Source organism: Sodalis sp. (in: enterobacteria) (assembly GCF_051710625.1).
GTDB lineage: Bacteria > Pseudomonadota > Gammaproteobacteria > Enterobacterales > Enterobacteriaceae > JBPESN01.
Window position 1 is genome coordinate 1 of record NZ_JBPESN010000071.1, and the last position, 11,837, is coordinate 11,837.

At 57.2% G+C, this 11,837-nt stretch carries 7 protein-coding genes, 1 other RNA gene and 5 pseudogenes; 5 read left to right on the plus strand and 8 right to left on the minus strand.

Annotation, left to right across the window (positions count from 1 at the left end):
* Positions 1-102 precede the first annotated feature (102 nt).
* Together ACTBDU_RS13755 and ACTBDU_RS13760 are read left to right on the plus strand one after the other, a co-directional pair.
* Positions 103-1,166, plus strand: a pseudogene (locus ACTBDU_RS13755) (IS3 family transposase).
* A gap of 197 nt (positions 1,167-1,363) precedes the next feature.
* Positions 1,364-1,558 carry a hypothetical protein gene (locus tag ACTBDU_RS13760; RefSeq protein ID WP_438806856.1) on the plus strand — a complete coding sequence of 65 codons (195 nt, stop codon included), beginning with the start codon at positions 1,364-1,366 and terminating at the stop codon, positions 1,556-1,558.
* Between the two features lie 216 nt (positions 1,559-1,774).
* Here ACTBDU_RS13760 and ACTBDU_RS13765 read toward each other — a convergent pair.
* The 7 genes and pseudogenes from ACTBDU_RS13765 to ACTBDU_RS13795 all read right to left on the minus strand — a co-directional run.
* Positions 1,775-2,053, minus strand: a pseudogene (locus ACTBDU_RS13765) (hypothetical protein); the annotation flags it as partial.
* Between the two features lie 84 nt (positions 2,054-2,137).
* Positions 2,138-2,533 (minus strand): annotated as a pseudogene (gcvH, locus tag ACTBDU_RS13770) (glycine cleavage system protein GcvH).
* 26 nt (positions 2,534-2,559) lie between these two features.
* A pseudogene (gene gcvT / locus ACTBDU_RS13775) lies at positions 2,560-3,659 on the minus strand (glycine cleavage system aminomethyltransferase GcvT).
* Positions 3,660-4,006: 347 nt separating this feature from the next.
* Complete coding sequence (gene ubiI / locus ACTBDU_RS13780; RefSeq protein ID WP_438806857.1) at positions 4,007-5,236, minus strand: FAD-dependent 2-octaprenylphenol hydroxylase; 1,230 nt, start codon at positions 5,234-5,236, stop codon at positions 4,007-4,009.
* Positions 5,237-5,267: 31 nt separating this feature from the next.
* The gene (gene ubiH / locus ACTBDU_RS13785) at positions 5,268-6,446 is read right to left on the minus strand and encodes a 2-octaprenyl-6-methoxyphenyl hydroxylase (protein WP_438806858.1); all 1,179 of its coding nucleotides are present in this window, start codon (positions 6,444-6,446) and stop codon (positions 5,268-5,270) included.
* Positions 6,443-7,762, minus strand: a complete 1,320-nt coding sequence (gene pepP, locus ACTBDU_RS13790) for a Xaa-Pro aminopeptidase (protein WP_438806859.1) — start codon at positions 7,760-7,762, stop codon at positions 6,443-6,445. Before pepP ends, ubiH begins: the two co-directional genes overlap by 4 nt.
* A 75-nt stretch (positions 7,763-7,837) precedes the next feature.
* Positions 7,838-8,425 (minus strand): YecA family protein, encoded by a 588-nt coding sequence (locus tag ACTBDU_RS13795; RefSeq protein WP_438806860.1) that lies wholly within the window; start codon positions 8,423-8,425, stop codon positions 7,838-7,840.
* Between the two features lie 179 nt (positions 8,426-8,604).
* Between ACTBDU_RS13795 and zapA the strand changes: the two genes are divergently transcribed.
* From zapA to ACTBDU_RS13810, 3 genes are all read left to right on the plus strand, one after another.
* Positions 8,605-8,934, plus strand: coding sequence for a cell division protein ZapA (gene zapA, locus ACTBDU_RS13800; protein ID WP_438806861.1), 330 nt, complete (start codon positions 8,605-8,607; stop codon positions 8,932-8,934).
* A gap of 49 nt (positions 8,935-8,983) precedes the next feature.
* Positions 8,984-9,167, plus strand: a non-coding RNA gene (gene ssrS / locus ACTBDU_RS13805) — 6S RNA.
* A gap of 31 nt (positions 9,168-9,198) precedes the next feature.
* On the plus strand, positions 9,199-9,816 hold the full coding sequence (locus tag ACTBDU_RS13810) for a 5-formyltetrahydrofolate cyclo-ligase (protein WP_438806862.1): 618 nt from the start codon (positions 9,199-9,201) through the stop codon (positions 9,814-9,816).
* A gap of 287 nt (positions 9,817-10,103) precedes the next feature.
* Here ACTBDU_RS13810 and serA read toward each other — a convergent pair.
* Positions 10,104-11,337, minus strand: a pseudogene (serA, locus tag ACTBDU_RS13815) (phosphoglycerate dehydrogenase).
* Between the last annotated feature and the right edge of the window lie 500 nt (positions 11,338-11,837).

Consider the following 11,837-nt stretch of genomic DNA (forward strand, 5'->3'; position numbering starts at 1 on the left):
GATCATCACTTAGGCTAAGAATGTAGTGGTTGTAGTGGCACACTGAATTTGGCCACCTGAACAGAGGTGATATGCTCACCTCAGAACAACACGGGTGCACCAATGAAAAGAAGAAATTTTAGTCCTGAATTCAAACGCGAATCCGCTCAACTGCTTGTCGACCAAAATTACACCGCCGCGCAAGCAGCAAAAGCCATAAACGTCGGTTTTTCTACGATGACGAAATGGGTAAAACAACCGCGTGATGAGCGACAGGGGAAAACGCCAAAAGCCTCTCCCATAACCCCGGAATAAATCGAAATGCGTGAGCTCAAGAAGAAGGTACAACGCATTGAAATGGAAAACGAAATATTAAAAAAGGCTACAGCGCTCTTGATGTCAGACTCCCTGAACAGTTCTCGTTAATCGGGAAACTCAAAGCGCATTATCCTGTCGCCACACTCTGCCACGTGTTCAGGGTTCATCGCAGCAGTTACAAATACTGGAAAAGTCGTCCTGACAGGCCAGACGGCAGGCGAACGGTATTGCGCAGTCAGGTTCATTAACTGCACAGTATCAGCCATGGTGTCGCTGGCGCACAGGTATAAGCGTGGCGGTCAGGAGCATGTTGCGATCCCGAATTATGTTGAGCGCCAGTTCGCTGTAACGGAGCCAAAGCAGGTATGGTGCGGCGATGTGACGTATATCTGGACCGGGAAACGCTGGGCATACCTTGCGGTTGTTCTTGATCTGTTCGCGAGGAAACCGGTGGGCTGAGCTATGTCGTTCTCCCCGGACAGCAGACTGACCATCAAAGCACTGGAAATGGCATGGGCGACGCGTAGTAAACCACAGCCGGAGTGATGTTCCACAGCGATCAGGGTAGCCACTATACGAGCAGCCAGTTCCGACAGTTGCTGTGGCGTTACCGGTTCAAACAAAGCATGAGTCAGCATGGTAACTGTTGGGATAACAGTCCGATGGAGCGCTTCTTCAGAAGTCTGAAAAACGAGTGGATACCGGTAACGGGCCACATAAGCTTCAGCGAAGCAGCTCATAAAATTACCGACTATATCGTGGGATATTACAGCGCACTCAGGCCGCATGAATATAACGGTGGGTTGCCACCAAACGAATCAGAAAATAGATACTGGAAAAATTCTAATGCGGTGGCCAGTTTTAGTTGACCACTACAAACCGAATGCAAGTCAGTTCAGGCTGACGTGCATTTGGTTCATCATGCACTCAAAAAGAAGTGGCCTCAACTAGTGAGATTCAGTCGATTAACAAGGAAAGCCTAATGGAGGATCCTTTAGAAGCTACTTGGCATATGATTTATAAGTCGCTGAATAAAAAATATTTAGAGGCATTAATAAGGCTGCTTTTGCAAGAAGGGGCAGGGTGTGTATTGGCGTTATCAGGACGTAAAGATGACTTAGATAGCCTGTTACTCCAATTTCCAAAAGAAGAAAAAGAACGTCTGATAGCCCTACACGAAGCTAGAAAGGGGGCGGTATCTGAAGAGTGTGCAGTAGAAGATGTGGCAAGCTTAAACTGTAAGAAAAGTGGAGCGGTCTAAATAAAGATTAGGCCATTATCTATCTCATTTCATTATTTTTATGATTTACTAATATTGTTTAACCTAATTTACATATATCTAATAAATGCCCAAAAGGCGTTTAGACTACCTTTAAATCTGCTCAAACCACAGTCATTCGAGTCTAAAATTTAGTGCAAAGAAATCATTTTTCGCTCATTTTTTTGCGACGAGTCCAGAAATGCTTGCCACCCCACACACCGCAGCGCTGTAGCCCATGCCGATAAAGGATTTGTAGCGCTGATTTTGACGGGCGATAGCCTTCAGCTCCGCCAGCGCCTGCGCTTCCGTCGTCGCTGCGCCCACGGCGGGCGCAGCGGCAAGCCGGATGTCCGCCGCCACGATTTGGGCGATAAGCCCCGCCAGGGAATCGCTGCCCACGGTGGCAAGCATATGCGCCTGTTGCGGCCCGGAAGGGCCGATATGACGCGCGATAAAGGCGTCATGATGTTCAAGCTGGCTAAGAGTCTGGGTCATGGACAACAATTCCTGCATCGGGCATGGGACCGGAAAAGGGTAAGCGCAAGGTGTGCCCCGGCGGTCGCGGCCGGGACGTCGGCGTTATTCGTCTTCTTTCTCGATAACGGCCTGATAAGCGGCGGCGTCGAGCAATTCGTTCACTTCGCTGTCGTCAATCACCTTGATTTTGAACAGCCAGCCATCGGTGTAAGGCGCGCTGTTGGCCAGCTCCGGCGACGCTTCCAAATCGTCATTCACCGCCACGATTTCGCCGCTGATAGGCGCATAAATATCCGATGCAGCTTTCACCGATTCCGCCACCGCGCAATCTTCGCCGGCGGAAAACGTGGCGCCAGCCTAGGGCAGGTCCATAAACACCATGTCGCCCAACAGTTCCTGGGCATGCTCGGTGATCCCGACACAGTAAACGCTATCGCCTTTATGAGGCACCCACTCATGGGATGCGGTATATTTTAGTTCTGTCGGAGCATTGCTCATCGCCATCCTCACTCTAACAAAGTTAGTTATTGCGCAACCGCTTTACCGGCGCGCACAAAACCGGGTTTGGTGACACCGGCATTTCGCGGTTACGGATCAAGACTATCGCCTGCCGGCCGATACCGGCCTGCACCCGCGCTAGCGCGATGCTGACGCCCAGCATCGGCGAAAACGAGCCGCTGGTGATGATCCCTTGCTGCATGTTAGCGGCAGCATCAATGAAATGGACCGGCAGGCCGTTGCGCAATACGCCTTTTTCGGCCATCACCAGTCCGACCACAATTGCTCGCCGTCGCCGGCGGCGCGCTGGGCTTCCAGCGCCTCGCGTCCGATGAAATCGCGCTCCTCCGGCTGCCAGGTGATGGTCCACCCCATATTGGCCGCGCGCGGAGAGATCCCCTCATCCATTTTCTGACCATAAAGATTCATCCCCGCTTACAGCCGCAGGGTGTCGCGCGCGCCGAGGCCGCAGGGCTTCAAGCTGGCCGCCAGCAGTTGCCGCCAGAAATCGGCGGCCTGGGTTGCCGGTAACGCAATCTCGTAGCCAGCCTCGCCAGTATAAGCCGGTGGTGGTAATAAACAACTCGCCGGCCTGAACGCCAAAAAACGGGTTCATTCCGCTTACCGCCTGCCGCTGTTGCAGGCTCAATAGCGTCTGCGTCTTGCTTTGCGCCTGCGGCCCCTGCACCGCTATCAGCGCCAGATCGTCGCGCACGGTCACCGTCACCTGATACGGCTCGGCGTGGCGGGTGGTCCACTCAACGTCTTTATCACGGGTCGCGGAGTTGACAACCAGGCGAAATTCGAGTTCGGAAAGGAAGTAGACGATAAAATCGTCTATCACGCCGCCGGACGCGTTAAGCATCCCGGTGTAAAGCGCTTTGCCGGGCACCGTCAGCTTGGCAACATCGTTGGCCAGCAGATGGCGCAGAAAATCGCGGGTGTGCGGTCCGGCTAAATCGACAATAGGCATGTGCGACACGTCAAATATGCCGGCATCGCGCCGCACCTGATGATGTTCATCCAGTTGGGAACCATAGTGGAGCGGCATCATCCAGCCGTGGAAATCCACCATTTTGGCGCCGCACGCGAGGTGCTCTTCATACAGCGGGGTCTGCTGAGCTATCTTTTCTCTCTTTCTCAATGGGAAGACAGATAATTACCGAAGCGCGCAAACCCCTTGCACGGGCGGGTAATGAGGGCGGACGCAAACGATACCTTATGGGCAGAAGTTATCACCAAACGGCGGTGGAAACCATAACTTAAATTATCGGCCTGCCGGAAAGCCACTCGAAAATTAAGGAAACCAGAACGCATATTTTATGCTACTTATAGACGAATTGCGGCGCGCAATACAGGCGTCGAGGCGGAGAAATAAGAATTTTAATAACAAAAAACCTCGCCACTGCTTTGTTATTCCCGGCGGGGTTTGGCAATAGAATTAGAAAATGTAATTTAAATGGTGTGGTGAAATTAGAATAATTCAGTCGAAGGACTCGCCTGCCCCACCCAGGGCGGTAAATCATGCAATCCTATCGCCTGTTCAATGAAGCGCGGTTTCACGCCGGGGAGCCTATCCGCAAGCCGCAACCCCGCGTCGCGGACCCATTTTTTTAGCGGATGCTGGCCGGCGAAGAGCTCGTGAAACCCCTGCATGCCCGCCAACATCAATGCGGCGCTCTGTTTGCGGCTGCGCTCGTAGCGTCGCAAGTACGGGTAATAGCCGATATCCTTGCCGGCTTTTCGCAGGCGCCGCATCTCCCCCAGAAACACCGCGACATCCATGAAACCCAGGTTCACGCCCTGCCCCGCCAGCGGATGAACGGTATGGGCGGCATCCCCCACCAGCACCAAACGATGGGCGGCGAAATTACGCGCATAGCGGCCGGTAAGCGAGAAGGTTTGCCGCTCCCCCTGCAACTCGCATAAGCCCAGGGCCAGGCTGAAGTTTGTCGCCAGCGCAACGTTGAATGCCTCCGCCGGCGCCGTCAGGCGTTCGCGCGCCACCGCCGGCGGCAGCGACCAGACTATGGAGCTTAAATGAGGGTCGCTTAGGGGCAAAAACGCCAGAATACCGTCACCGTGAAACGTCTGACGGGCAACATTGCCATGCGGCTGCGCGGTGCGAACGGTGGCCACCAGCGCATGGTGCTGATAGTCCCAAAAGGTCAGCGGGATATAGGCATGGGCGCGCAGCCAGGAGTGGGCGCCATCCGCTGCCACCAGCAGCCGGGCGGTCAGCATCCGATCGTCGTCAAGGGTGATAAACGCTTCGTTTTCTCCCCAGCCCACCTGACGCAGCGAGGCGGGCGTTATCAACGTCACCTCCGCCAGTTCCCCCGCGCGTCGCCATAGCGCCTGTTGAATGACCGGATTCTCAATAATATGTCCCAGCTCTGGATACCCCAGCTCGGCGCCATCGAAGGCGATACAGCCAAAACTGTCCCGCTCCCAGACGTCCATGCCGTGGTAAGGGTTGGCCCGCTCCGCGGTGATGGCGTCCCAGACCTGCACATGTTGCAACAGCCGCCGGCTGGCGGCGTTGATGGCAGAAACCCGCAGCGCCGGCCGGTCGGCAGGAGGGATCGCCTCCGGCGCCTGACGCTCAATGACCGCCACACGCAGTCCGCTCCCCTGCAGGCCGCAGGCCAGCGCCAGACCGACCATGCCGCCGCCGTTAATGACTATATCGAATGCTTGCATAGCGTATCGGATCCTTGCGTGCGGGCCAGGGTCATCGGGCCACCCAGCCTAGCGTTTTACGCGCCAGCGCATCGCGCAGCGACGAAATATGGGCCATGGCCAGCAGCCCCAGATTACGGCCGACCACTAACGGCAAATGACGGTTGGCGAACAGATGGATCAACCCGTCGGTGATACCGACGGTACCCGCCTGATCCGGCTGACGACGCCGCTGATAGCGCAACAGCACGGTATAGTCGCCGATATCTTCCCCCTGGGCCGCCGCCTGCGCCAGCGTTTCCGCCAGCGTCATTACATCGCGCAGGCCGAGGTTGAATCCCTGGCCGGCGATGGGATGCAAGGTCTGCGCGGCATTGCCCACCAGCGCCAGGCGGTGGGCAATATGCCGCTGCGCCGTGCGTAAACGCAGCGGATAACACTGGCGTGCGCCGGCGGCGGTAATTTGCCCCAGCCGCCAACCGAACGTTCGCTGCAACGCCTGACAAAACTGCCCGTCATCCCAGCCGGCAATCTCATGCCAAAGCGCGGTCGGCAGGCACCAGACCAGTGAACTGCGCGCGCCGGACATGGGCAACAATGCCAAGGGTCCCTGGGCAATGAACCGCTCGAAGGCGTCGCCGCCGTGGGGTACGGCGGTGGTGATGTTGGCGATAACCGCAATTTGCTGGTAATCGCGCTGCCGCCATTGGATGCCGCACTGCGACGCCAGCGGCGAGCGCGAACCGTCTGCCGCCACCGCCAGCCGCGCGTTAAGCTCCACGCCATTATCCAGGGTGATGATCGTCTCCTCGCGCTCGCGCCTGAGGCGCGTGAGCGTCGCCGGGCAATGCAGCCGCACGCCGGGCGCTTGGCGTAGCAGCTTGAACAGCCGTTTACCGGCCGCATGCAGCTCCACAACATAGCCCAGCGCCGGCAGCCGATAGTCTTCGGCCGCGATCTGGACTTTCCCCAGATGCCCTTTGTCGCTCACCTCTACCCGGGTAATGGCAGTGGCGCAGGACGCCAGCGCCGGCCAGACGCCGATGGCGGTCAGCTCGTAGCAGGTCCCCTGCGCCAAGGCGATGGCGCGGGCGTCAAACCCCGGATGATCGCGGCTTTCCGGCGTCTGCGCCTCCACCAGATCGATTTGCAGGGTGCCGCGGCTAAGATGCGAAAGCGCCAGCGCCAGCGTCACGCCGGCCATGCCGCCGCCGATAATGGTGACGGTCATCCTTGGCGCGCCGCCGCCATGAGGGTTTCAATCGCGTCAGCCTCCTTGACCACCGAGGCGGTGAGATTTTCATTACCCGTGGTGGTGATAACGATATTGTCCTCAATGCGGATACCGATACCGCGGTAAGGGGCAGGCACATCGGCGTCGCTGGCGATATAGATGCCCGGTTCGATGGTCAGCACCATGCCCGGCTCCAGTACCCGGCTCCGCTCCGGGGAGCCATAATCACCGACGTCGTGGACATCCAGCCCCAGCCAATGGCTTAGGCCATGCATAAAAAACTGCCGATGCGCCTGCGCGGCAATCAACGTCTTCACTTCCCCTTTCATCACGCCAAGCTTCACCAGACCGGCGACCATGATGCGCACCGCTTCTTCGCTCACCTCCTGAATACTGCTCTCCGGACCGTAAAGCCCAAGCGCGCGGTTAAGCATCGCTAGGACGAGATCATAGACAGCGCGCTGTTCCGGCGAGAAACGGCCATTAACCGGGAAGGTGCGGGTGATATCGCCGGCGTAGCCCTGGTATTCGCAGCCGGCATCGATCAACACCAAATCGCCGCTTTGCATGCGAGAGGCGTTTCTCGTGTAGTGCAAAATGCAACCGTTTTCACCGCTGCCGACAATAGTGCTGTAGGACGGAAAGCGCGCGCCGTGACAGTTAAATTCATGCTGTATTTCGCCTTCCAGCTGGTATTCGTACAATCCGGGCCGGCATTGCTGCATGGCGCGGGTATGCGCCAGAGCGGTGATTTTACAGGCGCGGCGCATCACCGCCAGCTCTTCCTCGGATTTAATAAGCCTCATCTCGTGCACCCAAGGCCGCCAGTCAACCAGCGTGGCCGGCGCCTGCAATTGCTGACGCGCGCCGCGCCGCAGTTTATCCAGCGCGCTAAACAGCAGCTTGTCGGCGAATTCATATTCACCCTGCGCGTGATAAACCACGTCCAGACCGTTGAGCAGCAGATGCAATTGACTGCCGATGTCGTCCCACGGCAACGCCCGGAAAACCCCCAGGCGCTCCGGCGCTGCCTCCTGACCCAAGCGGCGGCCGGTCCAAATTTCAGTGGTTTTATCCCGCACCCGGTTAAACAAGACGCCGTGATGGTGGCTTTCATCGCTTTTGACCAGAATCAGCAGCGCCTGTGGCTCGTTAAAGCCGGTGAAATACCAGAAATCACTGTTTTGGCGATACGGATAGTCACTGTCAGCGCTGCGCGTCGCCTCGGGGGCGGCAAAAATCAACGCGGCGCTTCCCGGCGCCATTTTCGCCAGCAACCCCTGACGACGGCGGGTATATTCTTGTGGAGTCATCGCTCCCTCCAGCCTAATTGAAATGCTCGGCTCGTGAGCCGCGGCCAAAACACCGGTTCAGATCCGGCGTTGTCGTCAATGTAATACCGGAGCGGCCGGCGCAGGCGCCGCGTCGTCATCCGGGCGGGTAAAGTCATTATGGCAAAGGATAGCGGCCATACGGACATACTCAATCACTTCCTCCAACGATTGCGCCAGTTTTTCGCGGTCTTCGTCCTCGTCATATCCCAATTGACCGATATTGCGCAGATCGTCAATCGCCTCGCACACATCGCCCTGTACCTTGTCCAGTTGCGGCTGCACCACGCCCAGTCCCAGCAGAAAATGGTTCACCCAGCCAGCTAGCGCATCCACGCGCGCAAAGAGCGCACCGCCGTCGTCGTCATCCGCCGGCAGCAGCAGTTGAAATTGGAACGACGCGTCCGCCAACGCGGTGGCGGTGGCCTGGCGCAGCTCGCGCAGCGGCCCGGCCAGCGTTTGGGTAAACGCCAGTCCGTCGTTGGTCAATTCATGTACCAGAACCTGCCAGCCGTCGTTTTGTTTACCGCCGCAGAGTATCCCGCTAAGCAAGCCATGCATTTCCGCCGCGGTTAATACCACTGCCTGTGCGGCCAACAGCCGGTTCAGATTTTCGTAATCGGGGAAGGTATTTTGTTTAGACATGCGCTTTCATCAATGTTGGCGGGATAAGTTCGTGTTATGCTACCACCAAGGTCCGTCGCTATACCAGAAAGGGCTTGTAACTTCTGTTTTAGATAGATTATAGCTGCGCCCCTTCGCGCCTCGTCGGCATTCATCGGCACAGGCGGGGGTTGGCGCGGTAACAAAGGCAGGAAGGTGGTATGTCCGCACAACCAGTAGATATTCAAATTTTTGGCCGTACATTACGGGTCAATTGCCCCCCTGAACAACAAGAAGCGTTGAATCAGGCGGCGGAAGATCTTAATCAGCGTTTGCAAGATCTGAAAGTTCGAACTAGAGTCACCAATACGGAACAACTTGTTTTCATCGCCGCCCTGAACGTCTGTCACGAATTGGCGCAGGAAAGGTTGAAAACCCGGGATTATGCAGCCAACATAAAACAACGTATCCGCCTGCTGCAACAAACGATTGAGCAGGCGCTGGTTGAACAGGACCGCATAACAGAACGTCCGAGAAACCAGTTCGAATGACAACATACGCGCCGCGGGGCCGATACCGCAACCGCGGGCGGAAAACCAAATTTCTCTGAGGTGTTCGCCAGCGGGTCAGTCCCCTGAGCCGATATTTCATACCACAAGAATGTGGCGATTCCTGACCGGTGCGCATGCTCGGTTTGTCCGAGAAGCCTTAAGGTCTCGACGCTGCGTTCACCTTGAACCAAGGGTCCAGGGGTTACAGCCTGCGGCGGCATCTCAGAGATCCCCTTTAAGTACCGTTTCCCTATGACTTCGTCAATGGAAAAATCACTGCTGCGGCAGTCGCTGCGCAATCATATCCGCCTACGGCGCCGGGCATTGTCGCCGGAGCGGCAAACGGCTGCCGCCCAGCGCGTCGTCAGCCACGTCATGAATGATTCCCACATCCACAGCGCCCGCACCCTGGCCGTATTCCTGTCGTTTGACGGCGAGCTGGATACCCAACCGTTGATTGACGCTCTGTGGGCCGCCGGCAAGCAGGTGTATCTGCCGGTGCTGCATCCCTTCACCCCCGGCCATTTGCTGTTTATGCGTTATGCCGCCGCCACGCCGCTGGTGTTGAACCGGTTACGGATACGCGAACCTCAGCTGGACATCACCACCTTACTGCCGCTCGCCGGCCTGGATATACTGTTTACGCCGCTGGTGGCGTTTGATACCCAGGGGCAGCGCCTCGGCATGGGCGGCGGCTTCTATGACCGCACGCTGCAACACTGGCGGCCGCAGACGGGCTTTTACCCTATCGGGCTGGCGCACGATTGTCAGCAGGTGGCGGATCCGCTGCCGGTGAGAGAGTGGGATATCGGGCTTCCGGAAATTATTACCCCCTTCCGCCACTGGCGTTGGCATGACGCCGGGACGAAAAAAAATGGCTGACGCCGTTTTTGCCCTTTGTTTTCTAAACCGGAATAGCGTTTCCCAGACCGGGATAACGCAAAAGCCTGCGCTACGCACGCCGCAAGAGCGCGGTCGAAGAGAGACCATGGAGACATGCGCCGGGCTAACCTTAACTCCCCGCCTGCAGCTGTGACAGCCCCTGCATGCGCCGTACTTACCTTAATCCACTCCCACCGCTGTCTGTGGCCGCCATTGCAGGTGCCGGGTTTCTTTATTCTCGCCGGCGGCGATGATAGCCATCGCGCGCCGAGCGTTGTTTTAAGCCATCAGTAAAGCAAGTGGGCGCGAATGGTGCCCGGAATCGCTTTCATCAATTGCAGTGCTGTGTCTTCCGCCGCGGTTTCAACATCAATGACCACATAACCGATTTCCGGCGTCGTTTGCAGATACTGTGCGGCGATATTAATCCCCTATTCGGCAAAAATCTGGTTAATACGGGTTAACACGCCGGGACGGTTTTCATGGATATGCAACAAACGGCTGACGCGCGCGCCGTGCTCCGGCAGCGACACCTCGGGGAAATTCACCGCCGACAGGGTAGAACCGTTATCGAAATATTTGACCAGTTTACCGGCCACTTCAATGCCGATATTCTCCTGGGCTTCCTGAGTAGAGCCGCCAATACGCAGCGTCAGAATAACGTTATCGAATTCACACAGCGGCGACGTAAAAGGGTCGCTGTTGGTGGCCGGCTCCTGCGGGAAACCGTCTATCGCCGCCCCGGCCAGATGTTTGCTGGCCATCGCGGCGCATAGCGCAGGAATATCTACAACCGTGCCGCGTGAGGCGTTGATTAACAACGCGCCGGGTTTCATTTGGGCGAGTTCGGTTTTCCCCATCATATTGCGCGTCGACAGCGTATCCGGTACATGCAGACTTACCACATTACTTATCGCCAGCAGTTCGGCCAGCGTGGCGACCTGTTACGTATTGGCCAGCGTCAGCTTGCTTTCGATATCGTAGAAAAATACTTGCATCCCCAGGCTTTCCGCCAAAATACTTAATTGGGTGCCGATGTGGCCATAACCCACAATTCCGAGCTTTTTGCCGCGCGCTTCATAGCTGCCCAGCGCTTGTTTGTTCCACTGACCGCGATGCGCCCGGGCATTGGCTTCCGGGATGCCGCGCATCATGAGCAGCATCTCCCCCAGCACCATTTCCGCCACGGAGCGCGTGTTGGAGAAAGGCGCATCGAATACCGTAACACCACGCTTCATCGCCATCGGCAGATCGACCTGGTTGGTGCCGATGCAAAAACAGCCTACCGCCACCAGGTTCTCTGCCACGGCGAAAACCTCTTCCGTCAGATGGCTGTGGGAACGGATGCCGACAAAGTGAGCGTCGCGGATCGCGTTTTTCAGCTTTTCGGTATCCAATGCGTTTTTGTGATACTCAATATTGGTGTAGCTGGCGCGCTTCAGGTTTTCCAGCGCTGACGGGTGAACCTCCTTCCACCAGCAGAAACTTAATCTTGTCTTTTTCCAGCGATACTTTTGCCATTTCCCGACCCTTTAAGATGCTCACGATGCGGCTGCGCCGCGGAGCACTCCGACAAAATGACAAAATTTACCGGCCCGGCAACCGGCATGGGGCCACCGCGACAGCATAAGACACAGCCGTAAGGTCAGGTTATGGATTAATCGTCTGGCAGGTTGGTAAACGTAACGATATCAGGTAGGCAAGAACGGAAAGTGTGAAATTAATCACTAAATTCAGGGTGGAAAAATAAAACATATTATCGTATTTTTATTGACATCGGCGTGGGGGGGGGGGGGGGGGGCCCCCCCCCCCCCCGGGGGGGGGGGTTAAGATTCATGGGCCAAAAGGGCCGGGGATAGGCCCCCCCGCGCGCCGCCGCCCCCCCCCCCCCCACCGGCCCACCCCCCCGGGGGGGGTTGTGTTTTGGGGCACACCGGCCCCCCCCCCAAAAGACGCGATGTTGTGGGACACGGGGGTTGTTTAAGAGTTGGGGGGCCCACCCCCCCGCGGCACACACCCCG